The 21,519-nt window shown below is 71.7% G+C and carries 24 protein-coding genes; 17 read left to right on the forward strand and 7 right to left on the reverse strand.

The window, feature by feature from the left end:
* Positions 1 to 136: 136 nt before the first annotated feature.
* Positions 137 to 1,459, reverse strand: coding sequence for a bifunctional o-acetylhomoserine/o-acetylserine sulfhydrylase (locus tag J2W45_RS00005; protein ID WP_310127966.1), 1,323 nt, complete (start codon positions 1,457 to 1,459; stop codon positions 137 to 139).
* A 140-nt stretch (positions 1,460 to 1,599) separates the two neighbouring features.
* Between J2W45_RS00005 and J2W45_RS00010 the strand changes: the two genes are divergently transcribed.
* Positions 1,600 to 2,373, forward strand: coding sequence for an SDR family oxidoreductase (locus J2W45_RS00010; protein WP_310127967.1), 774 nt, complete (start codon positions 1,600 to 1,602; stop codon positions 2,371 to 2,373).
* Between the two features lie 9 nt (positions 2,374 to 2,382).
* On the forward strand, positions 2,383 to 3,153 hold the full coding sequence (locus tag J2W45_RS00015; RefSeq protein ID WP_310127968.1) for a potassium channel family protein: 771 nt from the start codon (positions 2,383 to 2,385) through the stop codon (positions 3,151 to 3,153).
* 12 nt (positions 3,154 to 3,165) lie between these two features.
* Here the strand turns inward: J2W45_RS00015 and J2W45_RS00020 are convergent, their stop codons facing one another.
* Positions 3,166 to 3,957: a nucleotidyltransferase domain-containing protein gene (locus J2W45_RS00020; protein WP_310127970.1), complete on the reverse strand. Its 792-nt coding sequence runs from the start codon at positions 3,955 to 3,957 to the stop codon at positions 3,166 to 3,168.
* Positions 3,958 to 3,959: 2 nt separating this feature from the next.
* The gene (locus J2W45_RS00025) at positions 3,960 to 5,420 is read right to left on the reverse strand and encodes an MFS transporter (protein WP_310127972.1); all 1,461 of its coding nucleotides are present in this window, start codon (positions 5,418 to 5,420) and stop codon (positions 3,960 to 3,962) included.
* A 42-nt stretch (positions 5,421 to 5,462) separates the two neighbouring features.
* Between J2W45_RS00025 and J2W45_RS00030 the strand changes: the two genes are divergently transcribed.
* The 7 genes from J2W45_RS00030 to J2W45_RS00060 all read left to right on the forward strand — a co-directional run bounded on the left by J2W45_RS00030 (position 5,463) and on the right by J2W45_RS00060 (position 9,282).
* Complete coding sequence (locus tag J2W45_RS00030) at positions 5,463 to 5,984, forward strand: phosphoribosyltransferase (protein ID WP_310127975.1); 522 nt, start codon at positions 5,463 to 5,465, stop codon at positions 5,982 to 5,984.
* Between the two features lie 7 nt (positions 5,985 to 5,991).
* The gene (locus J2W45_RS00035; RefSeq protein WP_310127976.1) at positions 5,992 to 6,684 is read left to right on the forward strand and encodes a uracil-DNA glycosylase; all 693 of its coding nucleotides are present in this window, start codon (positions 5,992 to 5,994) and stop codon (positions 6,682 to 6,684) included.
* Between the two features lie 63 nt (positions 6,685 to 6,747).
* The gene (locus tag J2W45_RS00040; RefSeq protein WP_310127977.1) at positions 6,748 to 7,326 is read left to right on the forward strand and encodes a GNAT family N-acetyltransferase; all 579 of its coding nucleotides are present in this window, start codon (positions 6,748 to 6,750) and stop codon (positions 7,324 to 7,326) included.
* A gap of 88 nt (positions 7,327 to 7,414) precedes the next feature.
* Positions 7,415 to 8,110 carry a hypothetical protein gene (locus J2W45_RS00045; protein WP_310127978.1) on the forward strand — a complete coding sequence of 232 codons (696 nt, stop codon included), beginning with the start codon at positions 7,415 to 7,417 and terminating at the stop codon, positions 8,108 to 8,110.
* A 23-nt stretch (positions 8,111 to 8,133) separates the two neighbouring features.
* Positions 8,134 to 8,481, forward strand: a complete 348-nt coding sequence (locus J2W45_RS00050; protein ID WP_310127979.1) for a hypothetical protein — start codon at positions 8,134 to 8,136, stop codon at positions 8,479 to 8,481.
* A gap of 19 nt (positions 8,482 to 8,500) precedes the next feature.
* Positions 8,501 to 9,052: a DUF2781 domain-containing protein gene (locus J2W45_RS00055; protein WP_310127980.1), complete on the forward strand. Its 552-nt coding sequence runs from the start codon at positions 8,501 to 8,503 to the stop codon at positions 9,050 to 9,052.
* On the forward strand, positions 9,052 to 9,282 hold the full coding sequence (locus J2W45_RS00060) for a hypothetical protein (RefSeq protein ID WP_310127981.1): 231 nt from the start codon (positions 9,052 to 9,054) through the stop codon (positions 9,280 to 9,282). The genes J2W45_RS00055 and J2W45_RS00060 overlap by 1 nt, the downstream gene beginning before the upstream one ends.
* On the opposite strand, the gene J2W45_RS00065 is transcribed toward J2W45_RS00060, so the two are convergent.
* Entirely contained in the window at positions 9,279 to 9,614 is a 336-nt protein-coding gene (locus J2W45_RS00065) for a DMT family transporter (protein ID WP_310127983.1), read from the reverse strand. The genes J2W45_RS00060 and J2W45_RS00065 overlap by 4 nt on opposite strands.
* A gap of 230 nt (positions 9,615 to 9,844) precedes the next feature.
* Between J2W45_RS00065 and J2W45_RS00070 the strand changes: the two genes are divergently transcribed.
* Both J2W45_RS00070 and J2W45_RS00075 read left to right on the forward strand, forming a co-directional pair.
* Positions 9,845 to 11,275 carry an amidase gene (locus J2W45_RS00070; protein ID WP_310127985.1) on the forward strand — a complete coding sequence of 477 codons (1,431 nt, stop codon included), beginning with the start codon at positions 9,845 to 9,847 and terminating at the stop codon, positions 11,273 to 11,275.
* A gap of 43 nt (positions 11,276 to 11,318) precedes the next feature.
* A complete protein-coding gene (locus J2W45_RS00075; protein WP_310127986.1) occupies positions 11,319 to 12,698 on the forward strand; it encodes a pyridoxal phosphate-dependent decarboxylase family protein in 1,380 nt (459 codons plus the stop codon).
* 10 nt (positions 12,699 to 12,708) lie between these two features.
* Here the strand turns inward: J2W45_RS00075 and J2W45_RS00080 are convergent, their stop codons facing one another.
* On the reverse strand, positions 12,709 to 14,505 hold the full coding sequence (locus J2W45_RS00080) for a gamma-glutamyltransferase family protein (protein WP_310127988.1): 1,797 nt from the start codon (positions 14,503 to 14,505) through the stop codon (positions 12,709 to 12,711).
* A gap of 2 nt (positions 14,506 to 14,507) precedes the next feature.
* Complete coding sequence (locus J2W45_RS00085) at positions 14,508 to 14,882, reverse strand: DUF1844 domain-containing protein (protein ID WP_310127990.1); 375 nt, start codon at positions 14,880 to 14,882, stop codon at positions 14,508 to 14,510.
* Positions 14,883 to 15,160: 278 nt separating this feature from the next.
* Between J2W45_RS00085 and infC the strand changes: the two genes are divergently transcribed.
* Genes infC through rplT form a run of 3 tightly spaced genes read left to right on the forward strand, consistent with a single transcriptional unit; the run spans position 15,161 to position 16,440 of the window.
* Positions 15,161 to 15,817 carry a translation initiation factor IF-3 gene (gene infC / locus J2W45_RS00090; RefSeq protein ID WP_310134825.1) on the forward strand — a complete coding sequence of 219 codons (657 nt, stop codon included), beginning with the start codon at positions 15,161 to 15,163 and terminating at the stop codon, positions 15,815 to 15,817.
* On the forward strand, positions 15,817 to 16,011 hold the full coding sequence (gene rpmI / locus J2W45_RS00095; protein ID WP_310127992.1) for a 50S ribosomal protein L35: 195 nt from the start codon (positions 15,817 to 15,819) through the stop codon (positions 16,009 to 16,011). Before infC ends, rpmI begins: the two co-directional genes overlap by 1 nt.
* A 36-nt stretch (positions 16,012 to 16,047) precedes the next feature.
* Complete coding sequence (gene rplT / locus J2W45_RS00100) at positions 16,048 to 16,440, forward strand: 50S ribosomal protein L20 (RefSeq protein ID WP_309857432.1); 393 nt, start codon at positions 16,048 to 16,050, stop codon at positions 16,438 to 16,440.
* Positions 16,441 to 16,504: 64 nt separating this feature from the next.
* On the opposite strand, the gene J2W45_RS00105 is transcribed toward rplT, so the two are convergent.
* Positions 16,505 to 16,837 (reverse strand): hypothetical protein, encoded by a 333-nt coding sequence (locus J2W45_RS00105; RefSeq protein WP_310127994.1) that lies wholly within the window; start codon positions 16,835 to 16,837, stop codon positions 16,505 to 16,507.
* A 75-nt stretch (positions 16,838 to 16,912) separates the two neighbouring features.
* Here J2W45_RS00105 and J2W45_RS00110 point away from each other — a divergent pair, with 75 nt between their 5' ends.
* The 3 genes from J2W45_RS00110 (at position 16,913) to pheT (ending at position 21,394) form a co-directional block, all read left to right on the forward strand.
* Positions 16,913 to 17,713: a TrmH family RNA methyltransferase gene (locus tag J2W45_RS00110; protein ID WP_310127996.1), complete on the forward strand. Its 801-nt coding sequence runs from the start codon at positions 16,913 to 16,915 to the stop codon at positions 17,711 to 17,713.
* A gap of 94 nt (positions 17,714 to 17,807) precedes the next feature.
* A complete protein-coding gene (pheS, locus tag J2W45_RS00115) occupies positions 17,808 to 18,848 on the forward strand; it encodes a phenylalanine--tRNA ligase subunit alpha (RefSeq protein WP_310127997.1) in 1,041 nt (346 codons plus the stop codon).
* On the forward strand, positions 18,848 to 21,394 hold the full coding sequence (gene pheT / locus J2W45_RS00120) for a phenylalanine--tRNA ligase subunit beta (protein WP_310127998.1): 2,547 nt from the start codon (positions 18,848 to 18,850) through the stop codon (positions 21,392 to 21,394). The genes pheS and pheT overlap by 1 nt, the downstream gene beginning before the upstream one ends.
* Positions 21,395 to 21,519 lie beyond the last annotated feature (125 nt).

Here is a 21,519-nt window from a genome sequence, read left to right on the forward strand (position 1 = left end):
TGCTACATATCCACGGTTGGGCTGCTTCCGGCCCCCCTTATTTACCCCCCCCCGCCCGCCCCCCAGCTTTTTCAATTAAATGTGCACGTTTCGGCGGCGTGTCGCGTGCACTTTTCGTGTACTCGACGGGGGCTGGTCAGGCGCGGGCGGCCTCGGCGACGGAGCGGGCGGCGGCGAGGCCGGCGGACAGGTCGGCCTTCAGGTCGTCGACGTTCTCGAGGCCCACGGAGAGGCGCACGAGACCGGGGGTGACACCCGCGGTGAGCTGCTGCTCCGGGGTCAGCTGCGAGTGCGTGGTCGACGCCGGGTGGATGACGAGGCTGCGGACATCGCCGATGTTGGCCAGGTGGCTGAACAGTGACAGGTTGTCGACGAGCGCTGCGCCCGCATCCACCCCGCCCTTGAGCTCGAAGGACAGCACCGCACCGACGCCCTTGGGGGCGTACTTGTTGGCGGCCGCGTACCAGGGGCTCGTCGGCAGGCCCGAGTAGTTCACCGAGGCGACGTCCGGGTGCGACTCGAGGAACTCCGCGATCTCCTGCGCGTTCTGCGTGTGGCGCTCGACGCGGAGCGAGAGGGTCTCGATGCCCTGGATGAGCTGCCATGCGCTCGCCGGGGCGATCGCCGCGCCGAGGTCGCGGAGCAGCTGCACGCGCGCCTTGATGATGTAGGCGAGCGCGTCGCCGACCGCGGCCGTGTAGCTCGCGCCGTGGTACGACGGGTCGGGCTCGGTCAGGCCCGGGAACTTCTCGACGTTCTTGGACCACTCGAACTTGCCGCCGTCGACGATCACGCCGCCGATGACGGTGCCGTGGCCGCCGAGGAACTTGGTGGCCGAGTGCACGACGATGTCCGCGCCGGACTCGAACGGGCGGATCAGGTACGGGGTCGCGATCGTGTTGTCGACGATCAGCGGAACGCCGGCCTCGTGCGCGACGCCCGCGACGAGCTCGATGTCGAGGATGTTGATCTTCGGGTTGCCGATGGTCTCCGCGAAGAACAGCTTCGTGTTCGGGCGGACCGCGCGGCGCCACTCCTCGGCGTCGTCCTGGTTCTCGACGAACGTGGTCTCGATGCCGAGCTTCGCGAGCGTGTACTTGAAGAGGTTGTAGGTGCCGCCGTAGATCGAGCTGGAGGAGACGATGTGGTCGCCCGCCTGCGCGATGTTCAGCACGGCGAACGTCTCGGCCGCCTGGCCGGAAGCGACGAGCAGGGCGCCGGTGCCGCCCTCGAGCGCGGCGACGCGCTCCTCGACGACGGCCTGGGTCGGGTTCTGGATGCGCGTGTAGATGTTGCCGAACTCGGCCAGCGCGAACAGGTTCTTGGCGTGCTCCGCGTTGTTGAACACGTAGGAGGTGGTCTGGTAGATCGGCGTGGCGCGCGCGTTGGTCACGGGGTCGGGCGCGGCTCCGGCGTGGATCTGCTTGGTTTCGAACTGCCAGTCGGCGGCGTCGGTCATGGCGTCTCTCCTTCGGGTCTGGGGGCGCATGGAGCGCAGGGTCTGCGAGCGGTCGGCCACCGCCGTTGTCAGCAGGCTAGACGCGCCGGGGGAGGCGGGCAACGTATCCGAAACACGCCGTAACCCGTAACAATGAGGGCATGAGCAGACGTGTGGTCGTGACGGGAGCGAGTTCGGGTATCGGTGCGGCGACGGTCCGCGCCTTCCGCGCCGAGGGCTGGGACGTGGTCGCCGTGGCCCGCCGCGAGGACCGGCTGCGCGCGCTCGCCGAGGAGACCGGCGCGGCCTACGTCGTCGCCGACCTGACGAAGCAGGACGACGTGGATGCACTGCGCGACCACCTGGCGTCGACCGGCCCGCTGCACGCCCTGGTCAACAACGCGGGCGGCGCGCACGGCCTCGACTCGGTCGAGGCGTCGAGCGTCGACGACTGGGTGTGGATGTACGAGATCAACGTCATCGGCACCAAGCGGGTGATCTCCGCCTTGCTCCCGCTGCTGCGGCAGGGAGCGGCGGAGTCCGGCCACGCCGACATCGCGGTGGTCACCTCCATCGCGGGGCTCACCGCCTACGTGGGCGGCGGCGGGTACAACGCCGCGAAGTTCGCCGAGCACGCGCTCACCGAGGTGCTGCGGCTGGAGCTGAACGGCGAGCCCATCCGCGTGGTCGAGGTGGCGCCCGGGATGGTGGCGACGGAGGAGTTCTCGCTGGTGCGGTTCGGCGGCGACAAGGCGCGCCGCGACGCTGTGTACGAGGATGTGCCGGAGCCGCTGTCGGCCGAGGATGTGGCGGAGACCATCGTGCACGCGCTCACGCTGCCCCGGCACGTGGACCTTGACCTGATCGTGGTGAAGCCGGTCGCCCAGGCGGCGCCGTATCGGCTGCACAAGGGCGAGCTCACGGTCCGCGGCTAGGGGGATGCGATGAGGATCCCCGACGACGCGAAGCGCGAGCGCTGGGAGCGGGCGACCGCCTGGCCGGCGCTGGTGGCGTCGGCCGCGTTCCTCGTCGCGTACTCGTGGAGCGTCCTCGACGAGCACCCGCCGCAGGCGCTGCGCATCGGCCTCCTGGTGGTGCTGCTGGCGGTGTGGGCCTTCTTCGTGCTCGACTACGCGGTGCGTCTGGTGCTCGCCGAGCACAAGGGCGACTTCGTCCGCCATTCGCTGATCGACCTGTTGAGCGTCTTCCTCCCGCTGGCGCGGCCGTTCCGGCTCCTGACCGGGCTGCGGCACGTCCGGGCGCTGCGGGGCAACACCGCCTCGCACCTGCGCCGCCGCGTGGTGATCATCGCCGGCACCGCGGTGATCATGTTCATCTACGTCATCGCGCTCGCCGAGTTCCGGGTCGAGCGGTACGCCCCGGGCTCCAACATCAAGAGCTTCGGCGACTCGGTCTGGTGGGCGTGCGTGACCATGGCGACCGTCGGCTACGGCGACTACTACCCGGTGACGATCCCCGGCCGCATCCTCGCCGTGATCCTCATGATCGGCGGCATCGCCATCGTCGGAACCTCGAGCGCGACCATCGTGAGCTACCTGAACGACCGGACGCAGCACCTGCGGCACCACGAGCAGCACGACCGGGACATGCGCGACGCCCGCGAGGTGCGTGAGGCGCGCGAGGGCCAGCGGGTGCACGAGGCTCCCGACGAGCGGACCGCGGACCGCGGCGAGGAGACCGGCGCCGCCGGCTGATCCGTCCCGCGGTCAGCTCTCCGCCACGGCGACGCACTTGCGCAGCAGCGTGAGCGCCTCCCGGCCGTCGGCGGCGGTGAACTCCTGCCGCTCGCCCGCGCGGTCGCGGACCACCCGCTCCAGCAGCTCGGCGTGCTCGGGCCAGCGCTCGGCGGCGAAGGCGGCCGCGGCCGTCTTCGACAGCACGTCGCCGGTCTCGATGGTCGCCACGAGCCGGATCGGGCCGAGGGCCACCCAGCGCACGGTCTCGGCGCGTATGGGCCCGTCGTCCGGACGGTCGGCGAGCTCGCGTTCGGCGCTGTCGCCGATGCGCTGCCAGTAGTCGAGCAGGTTGTCGCGCGAGAACGCGACGACGCCCTCCGCCGCCCGCGGGTGGCGGTCCGCGGTGGGCGACCAGATCACGTCCCCGCCGTCGACGACCCCCTGCACGCCGGACTCCAGCTCCCGCCAGGTGATCCAGCTCAGCTGGGCGCCCGGCAGCTCCGACACCAGGACGCCCTCCACGACCTGCGGCGCGGTCGTGACCACGTCCGGGCCGCGGGAGAGCTCGGACTCGGTCAGGTACACGCCGTCGATGTGCGGCTCGGAGGCGGCGTGCAGCTCGGCGAGGGCCGGCAGGTCGTCGACCGGGTCGCGGGTGACGACGAACACCACGTCGATGTCGCTCACGCCGGCATGCCAGTCCCCGGCGACGGCGGAGCCGGTGACGATCGCGCGGCTGACCAGCCCGGGCGCCACCCGGCGCTGCTCCAGGAGGAACCGGGTGAGGGCCTCGGCGACGGCGGGTGGGAGCTGGTCGGACATGGCTACTCCAAGGAGGGTTCGGCGTCGGCGAAGGCGAGGCGCGGGACGAAGAAGAGGAGGACGGCGGCGACGAGCGCGCCCAGGCCGCAGATGGTCCAGACGAGCATGTAACCGAACAGGCTCGCGGCGGTGGCGGTCACCGTCGCGGCGCCCGTCAGCAGCACCACGCCGAACACCGCGGAGGCGAACGATCCGCCGATGGTCTTCGTAGTGTTCGTCAGCGCCGTGGCGACGCCGGTCTGCCCGCGCGGGGCGGCGGCGGCCGCGGCGGCGGGGAGCGCGCCGACGAGGGCGCCCGAGCCGAGGCCCGCGATCGCCATGTTGACGAACACCTCCCCGGTCTGCTGGTGGAACGGCAGGAACAGGAGGTACCCGATCGCGACGAGGAAGGAGGCGCCGATCAGCGTCACGCGCGGCGTCAGCCACGACGACACCAGCGGGAACAGCAGCGCGCCGACGATCATCGAGATGAGGTAGGCGCCGATCAGGATGCTGCGCTGGCCGGCCGAGAGGCCGAGACCGTAGCCGTTTGCCGGGTCGGTGCCCGCGTACGTGCTGAGCGGCGCCTGCGCGCCGAGCAGGCTGATCCCGATGAGGCCCGCGGTCAGCTGGACCGGCCACATCGCGGGCTGGCGCAGCACCCGCAGGTCGATCGCGGGATCGCCCTGCCGCAGCTCCCACCGGCCGAACGGGATGAACGTCAGCACCCCGAGCAGGATGAGCGCCCAGACCCACCAGGTTCCGACGCCGTTGAGGCGCAGGAACGTGAGGCCCGAGGTGATGAGCAGCAGCCCGAGGGCGAGGAGGGTGAAGCCCACGCCGTCGAGCGTCCGCCCCTCCACCGGCTCCGATTCGGGGACGCCGAACAGGATGGCGAAGAAGACGAGCGTCACGGCGACCGCCGGCACCATCAGCGTGAGGGCGACGTTGCCGCCGAGCGCCTCGAACAGCAGGCCGGCGCCGACCGCTCCGAGGATCGCCCCGGCCTCCAGCGCGACGACGAGCAGCCCTGCTGCGCGCCGGGTGCGGGACGCCGCCGTCCCGCTGCGCCGTCCGCGGTCGAAGATCAGCGCCACCTCCAGCGGCAGCCACACCACGTAGAACCCCTGCAGCGCGAAGGCGAGCAGGTAGCTCACGAAGTCGCCCGAGAACGCCAGCGCCCAGGTGGCCAGCGCGGTGAGGGCGGTGGCCACCAGCAGGATGCGCTTGTGCCCGAACATGTCGCCGAGCTTGGCGAGCACGGGGACGACCAGCGCGGAGACCAGGAGCTGGGCCGCTTCGAACCAGTTGTAGTCGGCGTCGTGGATGCCGAGGTGGCGGACGATGTCGGAGATCAGCGGCACGTAGTACCCCTGCAGGATGCCGCTCGTCAGCTCGACCAGAGCCAGCCATCCGATGAGGGCTGCCGTGGTGCCGATCGCGACGGTCGCCCGGCCCTGGGTCGACGTCTTCTCCGAGGTCATGCGCGGATGCTAACACCCGCGCGGCCCCGGTACGGTAGAGCAATGGCCAGCGAACTCGACGATTCCGGAGCAGACGTCCTCGAAGAGACGGAACGGGAGGTCCTCGGCTGGCTGGAGTTCGGCGAGGCGGCCCGTCACCTGGCCGGCGAGGTGGTCGAGTCCGGGTACGAGCCGGACATGGTGGTCGCCATCGCCCGCGGCGGCCTGCTGCTCGCCGGAGCGATCTCCTACGCGCTCGGCATCAAGGCCTGCGGAGCGCTCAACGTCGAGTTCTACACCGGAGTGGACACGCGCCTCCCGGAGCCGGTCGTCCTCCCGCCGATGCTCGACGCCGCCGCCCTGGAGTCGAAGCGGGTGCTGCTCGTGGACGACGTATCCGACTCGGGACGCACGCTGGCCATGGTCGTCGACCTGATGGCCGCCTCGGGCGCCGAAGTGCGCACCGTCTGCCTCTACTCGAAGCCTCGCACCGTGCTGGAGCCCGACTTCGTCTGGCGCCGCACCGACCGCTGGATCACCTTCCCGTGGTCGGCCCTCCCGCCGGTGACCGCCGCGACCCACTGACCCGGCCGTGGCGAAGACGCTGACCGAGCTCGCCGCCGACGGCTCGATCGATCCCGGCTGGGCCCGGGCGCTGGAACCGGTGGCCGACCGCATCGCCGACATGGGCGACTTCCTGCGCGGAGAGGTGAACGCCGGGCGGCACTATCTGCCGGCGGGCGACGCCGTGCTGCGGGCGTTCCGCGCGCCGCTGGCGGACGTCCGGGTGCTGATCGTCGGCCAGGACCCGTATCCGACCCCCGGGCATCCCATCGGGCTGTCGTTCGCGGTTGAGCGCCACGTGCGCCCACTCCCGAAGAGCCTGCAGAACATCTACCGCGAGCTGCGCGACGACCTCGGCGTGACGCCACCGCCGCACGGCGACCTCAGCGCGTGGGCCGACAACGGGGTGATGCTGCTCAACCGCGTGCTCACCGTGCGCCCCGGCGAGCCGGCCTCGCACCGGGGGAAGGGCTGGGAGCCGGTGACCGAGCACGCCATCCGCTCGCTCGTCGCGCGCGGCCGGCCCTTCGTGTCCATCCTCTGGGGACGGGACGCCGCCACCCTGAAGCCGCTGCTCGACGGCAACCCGGTGATCGAGTCGCCGCACCCGAGCCCGCTCTCCGCGTCGCGCGGGTTCTTCGGCTCCCGGCCGTTCTCGCGCGCGAACGCCCTGTTGGAGCAGGTCGGCGAGAAGCCCGTGGACTGGACGCTGCAGCCGTGACGCTGCAATCGTGAGGGCGCATTCGTAACGTCGTGGCAACACGGGCGACGTACCCTTGATGCTGTGCTGGAAGAGGAATACCAAGAGCGACGCGTGCTCCCGCGCCACCTCCGCAAGACGGAGCCGCCGGAGGCCCCCTTCGAGTACTCGATCCGCGAGGCGCGGCCGGAGGACCTGCCGTACGTGCGCGAGATCTACAACCACTACGTCGCCAACAGCACCGTGACCTTCGACGAGGATGCGATGACGCTGCGCGAGTGGAAGAGCAAGTTCGCGTACCTCACGAAGCTCGGGATGCCGTTCATCGTCGCCGAGTCGCCGAGCGGGCAGATCCTCGGCTACGCGCTCGTCCAGCCGTGGAAGCAGAAGCGGGCCTACCGGTTCACGGTGGAGAACTCGATCTACCTCGGGGCGGCGTCCACCGGCAAGGGCCTCGGGCCGGTGCTGATGCAGGAGCTGATCGACCGGTCGAAGGCCGCGGGGCTCAAGGAGATCATCGCGGTCATCGCCGACAAGGGGGCCGAGGCGTCCATCCGGATGCACGAGAACTTCGGCTTCACCGAGATCGGCCGCATGGGTCGCGTCGGCTACAAGTTCGACCGCTGGCTGGGCACCGTGCTGATGCAGAAGTCCCTCAAATAACGCTTCGGCAACGGCGGCACGACGCGGGTTCGCGATGCGTTAGCGTCCTCCTGAGCGTCCGATTCGTGACGCATACCGAGGGGGGAATATGAAGAGCATCCGGGCCGGCGCCATCGCCGCGCTGACCGTCGTCGCCGCGTTGCTGACGGGGTGCGCCGCGCCGTCACCGGCCTGGACCGCACCGTCGACTCGCACCGCGTCGCCGACGCCGACTCCCACCGCCGCCGCCGCAACTGCTCCGACCGCCCGGGTGCCGCTGACGTGCGACCAGCTCGTGCCGCCGGCCGTCGTGGCCGCCGCGTTCCGGGTCCCTGCTAACCGGGTCACGACCGAGACGCCGCGCAACCCGGCGTCCTACGCGGACGAGCGGGCGGGTGCTCTGATGTGCATGTGGGGCGAGGGCGACCCGTCCCAGCCGGTCTCGGAGAAGCAGCTCTACGGCTGGGTGACCGTCGTTCCCGGCGTCACCCGCGAAGGGTTCGAGGACTTCCGGGCGGGCATCGACGTCGGTGGGTTCGATGAGCCGCTCGGCTCCGAACCGGACACATACTCCATGTGCCCGCAGAACGCCTTCCAGTTCTGCGGTTTCTTCGCGCTGACCCGCGATTACGGGGTCAAGGCCGGCGTCTGGGACTACGGCGCGGCGACGTACGACACGCAGTCGGCGTGGGTCGAGGCGGTCTCCGCCGCGGCGCTGCCCGCGGTGCGCGCCCTCCCCGCCCGGCGCCGCTCTGGCAGCCCGCGGGACGCACACTGCGCGGGGCGCAGGACTGCGACGGCCTGATCACCGCGGCCGACCTCGGCGGCGTGATCGGGACGGAGGTGTCCGAGGTCCGCGCCGACGGGGGTGAGGATGCGCTGTCGACCCTGGGGATCAACAGTGTCGTCCATTCGTACTGGTGCGCCTGGACGACGCAGGATTCCTCCGGACTCTCCGTCGCGGTCCTCCCGGGCGGAGCGGTCTACGCGCAGAAGACGCGACCCGCCGGTGCGGTCGACGTGACGGGCGTCGGCGACTCGGCCTACCGCTCCGGGACCACGCTGGATGTGATCGCGGCGGGCGGCTGGGTTCAGGTGGAGGGCGACGGCGCGAACGACGAGGAGCAGGTGACGATCGCGAAACGGGTGCTCGCGAACGTCGGCTTCACCGGCTGACGGGCGCTAGGCTCGCCGCGTGAGCACCGTGAACCCCGGGACCGCGGCGGGCCGCGTCGCCGCCGCGCCGGCCACTCCTGCCAATTTGCCGCTGCGCAAGCGGCCGGTCGACATCTTCTTCATCGTCATGTTCTCGCTGTTCATCGTGACGTGCATCATCAGCGACGCCATCCCGACGCTCGGCATCCCGCAGACGGCCACGACGACGAACATCCTGGCGCAGTGGAACTACACGTACTCATCCCAGTACGACCCGCTGTACATGCACGAGCCGCTCTGGCTGCGCTTCATCACCGGGACGAGCGCGTTCGTCTACCTGCCGTTCTACGTGCTGCTGATCGTCTGCCTGGTGAAGGGCTACAACTGGATCCAGCTGTTCGCCGTGATCTACGCCACGATGATCATCAGCCTCACCGCCATCCCGATCTTCGGGGTGGAGTTCTTCGGCCCGGTCGGCGATCGCACGCCCAACCCGGTCGTGTTCCTGCTGTACAACGGGCCGTACGTGCTCGTCCCGCTCCTGCTGCTCATCCGGATGCGGAAGCCGTTGCCGTTCACGAGGAGGTTCTGATGCCGCTGCTGGAAGACCTGACCGTCTACGAGGACGGCGACCGCTACGACGTGTACGACCACTCGTACCCGGACGAGGATGCGGAGCTCGGCCGCGGCCGCCTGCTTGGCGCGGTCACGGTGACCACCGAGGGGGAGTACGTGCCGACGGGTGACGGGGCGGTGTACGAGTACATCGCGCCGGCGCGCACGCTGGACGAGGCGCTCGCCGCGTTCGTCGGATCCGCCTAGGCCGTGTGCTTGGCGCCCAGCTCGAGCAGCCCGACGCCGCCGATCACCAGGACGAGGCCGGCGATCTGCACCCAGGTGAGCGACTCCTTGAAGAACACCCAGGAGATGATCGCGATCGCCGCGACGCCGACGGCGGACCAGATCGCGTAGGCGATCCCGAGCGGCACGCCGCGCCCCAGGGCGAGCGACAGCGCGAAGAACGACGCCACGTAGCCCACGACGACGATGACGAACGCCCACCACTTGGCGTTCTCGCCCGCGGTGAACTTGAGGAACGTGGTCGCGACGACCTCGGTCGCGATGGCGACCGCAAGAAAGACATAGCCCAGCACCTGACACACGCTAGCGGTCCGCTATGAGTTCACCGGGCGTTCCGTTCCGGGAGGCCGGAGCGTCGTAGCGTGAGGGCACCGACATCGTCGAACGGAGCGGGCACCGCTCCGGGCGAGTGAGGCCGATGGCATCAAACCGTGGCCGGGGGCGCACAGCTCCCGGCCACGTCCATGCCCAGGTGCTCATCGACATCTCCGAAGCTGGCCACCGCCTCGGATAGCCTGAGCGCATGGCCGACCTCCACGAGCTGACCGCCCTCGAACTCTGGCAGGAACTCCAGACGGGACGCGTGTCGCCCCGCGAGCTCGCCTCCCACTACCTGGACCGCGTCGAACGCCTGAACCCGCAGCTGGGCGCCTTCATCACGGTCACGCGCGACGCGGCGCTGCGGCGCGCGGACGAGGTGGCCGAGCGCGTGCCGCGGACCGCTCCGCTGTGGGGGCTGCCCTCGGGCGACAAGGACCTGTGGATGCGCGCGGGCGTGCCCACCGGGTTCGGGTCGCGGGCCATGGCCGACTTCGTGCCGGAGACCAGCGACGAGATCGTCGAGACGCTGGATGCGGCGGGCGCCGTCAGCCTCGGCAAGACCAACGCTCCGGAGTTCGGGCTGCCGGCGTACACGGAGTCGCTCGCGGCGCCGCCCGCGCGCAACCCCTGGAACCCGGAACTCGGCGCCGGAGGCTCCAGCGGGGGAGCGGCGGCCGCCGTCGCGTCCGGCATGCTCCCGTTCGCCCCCGGGTCCGACGGCGGCGGTTCCGTCCGCATCCCGGCCGCCGCGTGCGGTCTGGTCGGGCTGAAGCCGTCGCGCGGGCTGGTGCCCGCCGGGAGCGGCATCGCCTCGCTGGCCGGCCTCGTGGTCGACGGTCCGATCGCGCGGACGACGACGGACGCCGCCCTGCTGCTCGACGGGATGATCGCGAAACGGTCCGACGGCGCCATCGACCACCACTACACGCTCCGCGCGCCGTACGACGACGACGGGCCGTTCCTCGGCACGGCCGTGCGCGGCGAGGGCCGGTTCCAGCTGGGCGTGATGACGTCCTCCGCCTGGGACGGCGCCTACGACATCACGATCGCGCCCGAGGCGATGGATGCGCTGGTCACGGCGGCCGAGGCGTTCGACTCGATGGGTCACGGGCTGGAGGACGCGGAGCTCGAGCCGGACGACACCTACGCCCCGGCGTTCCGCACGATCTGGCAGGCGGGCGCCGCGCGCATCCCGGCAGAGGGCGAGGTGCTCGACCTGCTCGAACCGCTGACCGCGTGGCTGGTCGAACGCGGCCGCGCCCTCAGCGCCCGGGAGCTCAGCGAGGCGCTGGCGGCGCTGACCGCCTACGAGCGCTCGTTCATCCGGCAGTTGTCGTCGTTCGACGCCGTGCTGACGCCCGCGATGGCGATGACCCCGCGGCCGGTCGGCTGGTACGACCAGGAGGACGGCGAGCGCAATTTCGCCCAGCAGGTGCAGTACACCCCCTTCACGTCGATGTTGAACGTGACCGGGCTGCCCGCCGTCGTGCTGCCGATCTCGCAGACGGCGGAGGGTCTGCCGATGGGCGTGCAGCTGATCGGACGGCCGGGCGGCGAGCGGACGCTGCTGTCGCTGGCGACCCAGCTGGAGCACCGGGTTCGGTGGCAGGAACGCCGTCCGCCGGTCTGGTGAATCCCGCATCCACCATCGCGCAGTGCGCCGCTAGCATGCCCGTGTGAGCGATCCGGCGACGTTCGGTCCCGCGCTCGACGAGGCCGTCGCGCTCGCCGGGCGGTGGCTCGGCGGCACCCGCGACGAGCGCATCCCGCCGACCGCCGACATCGATGCGGTGAAGGATGCGCTGGGGCGCGAGCTGCCCGACCGCGGCCCCTTGGCGCCGGAGGTGCTGCAGCGCATGGCCGAGGCGATCGAGCCGGGGCTGATGCGGATCGGGTCGCCGCGCTTCCACGGCTGGGTGATGGGCGGCGCGCAGCCCGTGTCGCTCGGGGCCGACTGGCTCGTCTCCGCGTGGGACCAGAACACCGGGCTCCGCACCGTGACCCCGGGGGTCGTCGCCGCGGAGGAACTGGCCGCGGCCTGGCTCACGGACCTGCTCGGGCTGCCACCCTCCGCGGAGGTCGGCTTCGTGACGGGCGCCACCGTCGCCAGCCTGGTCGGGCTGGTGGCGGCGAGGGATGAGGTGCTGCGGCGTGCGGGCTGGGACGCCGCCGAACGCGGCCTCGCCGGCGGTCCCCGCATCCGGTTCTTCGTCGGCGCGGAGCGGCACGGCTCCGTCGACAGCTCGGGGCTGGTCGCCGGCCTCGGCCGAGGGCAGGTCGTGGAGGCGGACGACCAGGGCAGGATGCGCGCGGACGCCCTGCGCGCGGCGCTCGCCGAGGGCAGCGGCCCGGCGATCGTCTGCCTGCAGGCGGGGAACATCCACTCGGGCGCCTTCGACCCGCTCGGCGAGCTCACCGACATCGCGCACGAGGCGGGCGCGTGGGTGCATGTCGACGGCGCCTTCGGGCTGTGGGCCGAGGCCGCGCCGGGCCTGCGCCATCTGACCGCCGGGCTCGAGCGCGCCGACTCGTGGGCGACGGATGCGCACAAGACGCTGAACGTGCCGTACGACTGCGGGATCGCAGCGGTGGCCGACCCGGAGGCGCTGCACCGCGCGGTTGCGCAGCACGCCGCGTACCTGGCGTCATCGGACGACGTCGCCGACCCGGCGGACCGCGTGCTGGAGCTCTCCCGCCGCGCGCGCGGTGTGCCGGTTTATGCCACGCTCGCCCAGCTCGGGCGCGACGGCGTGGCGGGCCTCGTGCAGCAGCTGGCCGACTCGGCGCAGGTGATCGCCGAGGGCATCCCCGGGATCCCGGGGGCCGAGGTGCTCAACGACGTCGTATACACGCAGGTCTGCGCGGCGTTCGGGGCCGACGAGCGCACCCGGGCGGTCGGCGCCGCGCTGCTCGCCGACGGCCAGGCGCTGGCCTCGCCGTCGGTGTGGCACGGACGGGCCGTCCTGCGGTTCTCGGTGAGCAACTGGCTGACCGACGCGGAGGAGGCGGGCCGGACCGTCGCCGCCGTCCGCCGCGCGGTCGACGCCGCCGGCTGACCGGGGCGGATCAGCGACCTGCCGCGTACCCCTGCATCCCCCGCGGGTTCGCCGCGGCCGAGAGCAGGCCGGTCTCCGGGTCGCGTCCGACCGAGCTCAGCCGCCCCAGGGTCCAGTCGCCGGCGCGCGTGACGCGGTGGCCACGTGCCTCCAGCCCCGCGATCACCTCGTCGCCGAGGCGGCCCTCCACGACCGCTCCCGCGGGCTCCCAGGTGCGCGGCCAGAACGACTCGGCGATCGAGGTCGTGTGCAGCGCCGGCGCGTCGATCGCCTGCTGCGGTGTGTAGCCGCCGACCAGCGTGCGCAGCAGGTAGAGCAGCTGCCACTGGTCCTGCTGGTCGCCGCCCGGCGAGCCGAGCGCGGTCACGGGGATGCCGTCGCGCAGCACCAGCGTGGGCGTGAGCGTCGTGCGCGGCCGCTTACCGGGCTCGAGCGTGGCGGCGGAGCCCTCCTCGAGCCAGGTCATCTGCAGGCGCGTGCCCAGGCAGAAGCCGAGCTCCGGGATGGTCGGCGAGGACTGCAGCCAGCCTCCGGACGGCGTGGCCGAGACGATGTTGCCCCACCGGTCCACCACGTCGATGTGGCAGGTGTCGCCGCGCGTCTCGCCGGAGCGCGAGACCGTCGGCTCGCCGACGCCCTCGCTCGCGACGCCGCTCGGAGGCGTGTACTCGGTGCGCAGCGGCGGCCGGAACGGCTCGACGCCCGGGACACGACCGGGCCGGAACTCGGCCGACGCTGTCTCGCCGATCAGCGCGCGTCGCTCGCCGGCGTAGCCGGGGGAGAGCAGCGTCTCGACCGGCACCCGGTCGTCGCCGAAGTAGGCGTCGCGATCCGCGTAGGCGAGCTTCTGGGCTTCCAGGATGGTGTGCGCGCCGAGCTCCGTGGACGGGTCGAGCCGCTCGTCGTCGAAGCCGTCCAGGATGGCCAGCGTCGCCAGCAGCGCCGGCCCCTGACCCCAGGCGCCCGTCTTGGCGATGGTCGCGCCGCGGAAGTCGAGCGTGACCGCGTCCTCGTAGTGCGCCCGGTACGCGGCGAAGTCCGGCTCGGCGATGACGCCGGCGTGGTCGGCCCCGTCGGAGTGCCGGTGCGGCGTCCGGGCGAAGGCGGCCGCCGCCCGGGCGACGGTCCCGGTCGCCCACTCGGTGCGCGCCGCCTCGATGCGGTCCTCGCGGCTGCCGTCCGCGGAGCCCGCGGCGATCAGCCCGCGCAGCACCCGCGCGTACGCCGGGTCGACGACCAGCTCGCCGGGCTCCGGGATGCGGCCGCCCGGCATCCACCGCTCGGCGGAGGTCGGCCAGTGCTCGGTGAACAGCGGGGCGACGGCCCGGATGGTCGCGCACACGCGCTCCAGCACCGGATGGCCCTGCTCGGCGTACTCGATGGCGAACGCCAGCACGTCCGCCAGCTCCCACGTGCCGTGGTCCTTCAGCAGCAGCAGCCACGCATCCACCGCGCCGGGCACCGCCGCCGCGAGGGCGCCGGACCCGGGGACCAGCTCCAGGCCCTCGGCCAGGTAATGCTCGCGTGTGGCGCCCGCGGGCGCCGGTCCCTGGCCGGAGAGCACGACCGGCGTCGGGTCGTCCGCCGTGGCGAACAGCGCGACCAGGTCGCCGCCCGGGCCGTTGAGGTGCGGTTCGACGACGTGCAGCACGAACGCGCCGGCCGTCGCCGCGTCGAACGCGTTCCCGCCGCGCTCCAGCACCGCCTGGGCGGCCGCGGTCGCCAGCCAATGCGTCGAGGCGGACATCCCGAACCGGCCCTGCAGGGTGGGGCGCGTGGTGAAGGCGGGAGGCGCGGTGAAGGCCATGGTCAGCCGACGGGACCCGTGTACTTCTCGCCCGGGCCCTTGCCGATCTCGTCGGGGATCGCGGACGCCTCGCGGAAGGCCAGCTGGAGCGACCGCAGGCCGTCGCGCAGGCTGCGCGCGTGCTGGTCGCCGACGTGCTGCGCGCTCGCGGTGACGAGGCCGGCGAGGGCGTCGATCAGCTTGCGCGCCTCATCCAGATCGGTCTGGTGCTCCGGGTCGTCGGCCAGGCCGCACTTCACGGCGGCCGCGCTCATCAGGTGCACGGCGGTGGTGGTGATCACCTCGACGGCGGGCACCTCCGCGATGTCGCGGGTGGCCTCGGCGACGTCGTCCTGGTCGCTGCCGGACTCGTCGAAGGTGAAGGATGTGTCGCTCACTGCTTTCCTCTGTTAGAATCGTTCGGGCTCCGGGACATCTGTCCCGGTACGAAAGTGGAGATTCCTCCCACCCGCGCTTGACCGTTTTACAGGTTACCGGGTCGTTGCACTCCGCCATCGCGTGTGAACGCGGGGGTAGTCAGGGTGCTGTACCAGTCTGCGATGCGATCTCACGAGATCCGGATCGCGGGCGTGCTGGTGCGTGGAACCTCCTCTTTCGCCGGACCGTCACCGACGGGCCGTGGCCGAGAACCATCGCTTGATCAGAGGAGACAGACATCAGCGATCCCCGTACGAATGACCGTATCCGCGTCCCCGAAGTTCGACTCGTCGGCCCCAGCGGAGAGCAGGTCGGTGTCGTCAAGATCGAGGTCGCGCTGCGACTCGCGCAGGAGGCCGACCTCGACCTGGTCGAAGTCGCGCCCAACTCCAAGCCGCCGGTCGCCAAGATCATGGACTACGGCAAGTTCAAGTACGAGGCTGCGCAGAAGGCCAAGGAGGCCCGGCGCAACCAGGCGAACACGATCCTCAAAGAGGTGCGGTTCCGCCTCAAGATCGACAAGCACGACTACGAGACCAAGCGCAAGCGCGCCGAGGGCTTCCTGAAGTCCGGCGACAAGGTGAAGGCGATGATCCTCTTCCGCGGCCGCGAGCAGTCGCGTCCGGAGCAGGGCGTCCGCCTCCTCCAGCGCTTCGCGAAAGACGTCGCCGAGCTCGGGACCGTGGAGTCGAACCCCACGATCGACGGGCGCAACATGGTGATGATCATCAGCCCGCTGAAGAACAAGTCCGAGGCCAAGGCCGAGGCAAACGCACAACGTGCCGCAACGAAGGCCCGCGCCCAGGGGCGCGACCAGGATGCGGTTGCTGACGCAGCCGATGCTGCTCAGTCCGATGAGAGTTCGCCCGCCCAGGCGACGAACGAGGAGAAGTAATGCCCAAGCAGAAGACCCACTCCGGCGCCAAGAAGCGCTTCAAGATCACCGGCAGCGGCAAGGTCATGAAGCAGCAGTCCGGCATGCGCCACAACCTGGAGCTCAAGTCCAGCCGTCGCACCCGCCGGCTGAACCAGGACCAGGTCGTCCCCGAGGTGGACGCCAAGGTCATCCGCCGGATGCTCGGCAAGTAACGACTCGACACGCACTTTTAAGAAGGAAATCGACTAATGGCAAGAGTGAAGAGGGCCGTCAACGCCCACAAGAAGCGTCGGGTCATCCTCGAGCGCGCCGAGGGCTACCGCGGGCAGCGGTCGCGCCTCTACCGCAAGGCTAAGGAGCAGGTCACCCACTCCCTGGTCTACTCGTACAACGACCGCCGCAAGCGCAAGGGCGACTTCCGTCGTCTGTGGATCCAGCGGATCAACGCGGCCTCCCGTGCCAACGGCCTCACCTACAACCGCTTCATCCAGGGCCTGGGCCTGGCGGGCGTCGAGGTGGACCGTCGCATCCTCGCCGACCTGGCCGTGACCGAGCCCGCGACCTTCGCGGCGCTCGTCGAGACCGCCAAGAAGGCGCTGCCGGCCGACACGTCGGCCCCGAAGGCGGACGCCGCGGCGTAACACCCGGACACACGGAACGGCCCGGTCGACAGCAGTCGACCGGGCCGTTCCGTGTGTCCGGGGCTCAGTCGTCGGAGCCGTGGCCGCCGGAGCCGTGGTCGTCGCCGATGTCGTGTGTGGCGGGGTCGTCGGCGCCGTGGTCGTCGCCGATGTCGTGTGTGGCGGGGTCGTCGGCGCCGTGGTCGTCGCCGGGGAGCGGGACCGCGCTCGGCGGGTCGCTGGGCGTCGGCCGCGCGATGCGGTCCTCCACCGTGGGACTCGGCGTCCCCGTCGGCTGCACGACCCGTACGTCGTCGCCCCCTCCGTCGCCGGTCGCCGCGACCGCCGCCGCTGTGCCGAGCCCGAGGGCGAGGGCCGCGCCGCCCGCGATCAGTGCCGCTCGTCCGAGTGTTCTCATCGTTCAGCCTCCATCCGCTTTCCCTTAACACGAGACGCAGCGCCGTTCGGATCACCGGCCCCATATGCTGGTGCCATGCTGGACAACCCGCGCTCACCGCGCGTCAGGGCCGTCGCCAAGCTCGCCAAGCGCTCCGCCCGTTCCGAGACGGGGCTGTTCCTGCTCGAAGGGCCGCAGGCCGTGTCCGAGGCGCTGACCTTCCGGCCGGATCTCATGGTCGACCTGTTCGCGACGCCGACGGCGCTGGAGCGGTACCCGGAGATCGCGCGCGCGGCCGAGGACGCCGACGTGGAGGTCGAGTTCGTCTCCGAGCACGTGCTGGACGCCATGGCCGACACCATCACGCCCCAGGGCTTCGTGGCCGTCGCGCGCCAGTTCCCGACGTCCATCCGCGACATCTTCTCCGACTCCTCCAAGCTGGTGGCCGTGCTGGAGGAGGTCAGGGACCCGGGCAACGCCGGGACCATCATCCGCGCGGCCGACTCGGCCGGTGCGGACGCCGTCGTGCTGACCGGTCGCACCGTCGACCTGTACAACCCGAAGGTGGTCCGCTCGACCAGCGGGTCGCTGTTCCACGTCCCCGTCGCGGTGGGCGCCGATCTCGCCGACGTGATCGGCCGTGCGCACTCGGCCGGGCTGCAGGTGCTCGCCGCCGACATCAAGGGGGAGGACCTCCTCGCCGCCCGCCGTGACGGCGAGCTCGCCCGGCCGACCGCCTGGGTGTTCGGCAACGAGGCGCACGGTCTGGAGGACGAGCTGCTCGCTCTCGTGGACCGCGTCGTGACCGTTCCGATCTACGGCCGCGCCGAGTCGATGAACCTGGCGACGGCGGCGTCGGTCTGCCTCTACGAGTCCGCGTTCGCGCAGCGCGCCTGACCGCATCCCTCCACAGCAGACGGCCTCAGACGGCTCATCCACCGTTCTGCACCGGTCCGGGAGGCGGTTCGAGCGCCGACTAGACTGGGTGACCGTGTCAGATACCACGGAGATCACCGAATCCGCCGTCGCGGCAGCGGTGGATGCGGCCCTCGCCGCCATCGACGCCGCCAGCGACTCGGCGGCCCTGAAGACGGTGCGCCACGACCACACGGCGGAAGGCTCGCCGCTCGCCCGCCTGAACGCGGGCATCCGCTCGCTCCCCGGCGACCAGAAGGCCGCGGCGGGCAAGCTGGTCGGCGGCGCCCGCGCGCGCGTCAACCAGGCGTTCGCCGCCAAGGAGGCCGAGATCGCCTCCGCAGAGGAGGCCGCGCAGCTCGCCGCCGAGACGGTCGACGTCACGGCGCTGCCCTCGCGCTGGACGCCCGGCGCACGCCACCCCCTGAGTCTGCTGCAGGAGCGCATCGCCGACGTCTTCGTCGGCATGGGCTGGGAGGTCGCGGAAGGCCCCGAGCTCGAGAGCGAGTGGTACAACTTCGACGCGCTCAACTTCGACGCCGACCACCCGGCGCGCGCGATGCAGGACACCTTCTTCGTCGAGCCGACGGATGCGCACCTGGTGATGCGCACGCACACCTCGCCGGTGCAGCTGCGCGCCCTGCTGGGCGACGAGCTGCCGGTGTACCGGATCGCGCCGGGCCGCGTGTTCCGCACCGACGAGTTCGACGCGACCCACCTGCCCGTGTTCCACCAGACGGAGGGCATCGCGGTCGACAAGGGCCTCACGATGGCGCACCTGCGCGGCACCCTCGACCACTTCGTGAAGTCGCTGTTCGGCGACGAGGCGCGCGTGCGCCTGCGCCCCAACTACTTCCCGTTCACCGAGCCCAGCGCCGAGCTCGACTTGTGGCATCCCTCGTTCAAGGGCGGCGCCCGGTGGATCGAGTGGGGCGGCTGCGGCATGGTCAACCCGAACGTGCTGCGCTCCGCGGGCATCGACCCCGACGTGTACTCGGGCTTCGCGTTCGGCATGGGCGTCGAGCGCGCCCTGATGTTCCGGAACGACGTCAAGGACATGCGCGACATGGCCGAGGGCGATGTCCGGTTCTCCCAGCAGTTCGGAATGGTGGTCTGATGCGCGTCCCCCTGAGTTGGCTCGGCGAGTTCGTCGACCTGGAGCCCGGAACGACCCCGGAGGAGGTGCATGCCGCCCTCGTGTCCGTCGGGCTCGAGGAGGAGGACATCCACACCTTCGAGCTCAGCGGGCCGATCGTCGTCGGCCAGGTGCTCGAGTTCGTCGAGGAGCCGCAGAGCAACGGCAAGACCATCCGCTGGTGCCAGGTCCGCGTCGCGCCCGAGGGTGAGACCGCGGCCGACGGCGGCGCCGACGTGCGCGGCATCGTCTGCGGAGCCCGCAACTTCTTCGAGGGCGACAAGGTCGTCGTGACGCTCCCGGGTGCGGTGCTGCCCGGGCCGTTCCCGATCGCCGCCCGCAAGACCTACGGTCACATCTCCGACGGCATGATCGCGTCGGCGCGCGAGCTCGGTCTGGGCGAGGAGCACGACGGCATCCTGCGGCTCGCGACGCTCGGGCTCGACCCCGAGGTCGGCACCGACGCGGTGTCGCTGCTGGGGCTCGACGACGCGGCCGTCGAGGTGAACGTCACGCCCGATCGCGGCTACGCGTTCTCCATCCGCGGCATCGCACGCGAGTACTCGCACGCGACGGGCGCGGCGTTCCGCGACCCCGCGGAGGCCGTACCGGTGAGCACGGGGGATGCGCACGCGAGCGGCTTCAGCGTGACGATCGAGGACACCGCACCGATCCGCGGCCGGGTGGGGGCGAGCGTGTTCGTCACCCGCGTCGTCCGCGACGTCGACGGCTCCCGTCGCACCCCCGCGTGGATGATCGCGCGCCTCAAGCTCGCCGGCATCCGCTCGATCTCGCTGATCGTCGACATCACCAACTACGTGATGCTCGAGCTCGGCCAGCCGATCCACGGCTACGACCTGGACAGGCTGTCGGGCGGCATCGTGGTGCGCCGGGCGACGCCCGGCGAGACCCTGGTCACGCTCGACGACCAGACGAGGAAGCTCGACCCCGAAGACCTGGTGATCGCCGACGACTCCGGCGCGATCGGCCTCGCCGGCGTCATGGGCGGAGCCTCGACGGAGATCCGCGAGGGCACGCGCAACGTGCTGATCGAGGCGGCGAACTTCGACCCGGTGTCCATCGCACGCACGGCCCGCCGTCACAAACTCCCGAGCGAGGCGTCCAAGCGGTTCGAGCGCGGCGTCGACCCGCAGGTGGCCGTCGCCGCGGCGGCCCGCGTCGTGCAGCTGCTCGAGCAGCTCGCGGGCGGCCACGCCGACGAGCTCGGCTCGCTCCTCGACGCCTCGGAGGAGGCGGACGCCATCCGGCTTCCGGAGGGCTACATCTCCTCGCTGATCGGCGTCGACTTCTCCGACGACGAGGTGCGCGGTGCGCTCGCCGAGATCGGCGGCACGGTCACCGAGACCGAGGGCGGCCTGCTCGTGGTCCCGCCCACGTGGCGTCCGGACCTGCGCGACAAGTCCGACCTGGCGGAGGAGGTCGCCCGCATCCTCGGGTACGACCGCATCCCTTCCGTCCTGCCGGTGGCTCCTCCCGGCCGTGGCCTCACGCGCGAGCAGCGGCTGCGCCGCGCCGTCGCGCAGACGCTCGCGGACAACGGCGCCACCGAGGTGCTGTCGTTCCCGTTCGTCAGCGAGGCCCAGAACGACCGCTTCGGCCTGCCCGAGGTGTCCGGCCACGTGCCCGCCGTCCGCCTGGCCAACGCCCTCGACGCGACCGCCCCGTACCTGCGCACCTCGCTCCTCCCGGGGCTGCTCGACATCGCGAAGCGGAACCTGGCCCGCGGCCTGGTCGACCTCCGCGTGTACGAGCTGGGCACGGTGTTCCGCCCCTCCGACGGCTCGATCGGCAGCGAGACGCTCCCGCCGGGCGCCGCGCTGCCCGGACCGGACATCCTCGCCGGGCTGAACGCCGGCATCCCCGCCCAGCCGCGGCACCTCGCGGGGTTGGTCGTCGGCGACGCCGTCGAGAAGCAGCCGGAGACGCCTCCGGTGCCCGCCGGCCTCGTGGATGCGCTCGACATGGTCCGCCAGACCGCTGCCGCCGTCGGCGTCACCGTCGACCTCGAGCAGTCGTCCCACCAGGCTTTGCACCCTGGGCGCACCGCCCGGCTGCTGGCACTCGGCGCGGACGGCTCGTCCACGCCGGTCGGCTACGCCGGAGAGCTCCTTCCCGCGCTCGCGCACGAGCTCGACCTGCCGCGCGTCGTCGCGGTGTTCGAGCTCGACCTCGACGCGCTGATCTCCGTCGCTCCGCCGGAGGTCGTGGCGGGCGTCATCGCCGGCTTCCCGGCGGCGACGCAGGACCTGTCGCTCGTCGTGCCGCTCGACGTCCCGGCCGGGGACGTGCTCCGCGCGGTCCGCGAGGGCGCAGGACCCCTGCTCGAGGACATCCGCCTGGTCGACGACTACCGCGGCCCCGGCCTGCCCGAGGGACGCAAGAGCCTGACGTTCGCCCTCCGCTTCCGCGCCGACGACCGCACCCTCACGGCGGCGCAGGCGAGCGAGGCGAAGCTGGCCGGCTCCGCCCGCGCGGGCGACCTCTTCGGCGCCACCATCCGCGAGTAGCCGCCCGCGGGCGGCGACTGCTGCCGTTCGGAACGTCTGCGCCTGCGCGAGCAGCCGCAGACGTTCCGAACAGGCGCAGTCCGCAACGCCCACCGAGCCCCCGCGACGCAACTGCCGCCGTCCGG

This window comes from Leifsonia shinshuensis (assembly GCF_031456835.1).
Classification (GTDB): Bacteria; Actinomycetota; Actinomycetes; order Actinomycetales; family Microbacteriaceae; genus Leifsonia; species Leifsonia shinshuensis_C.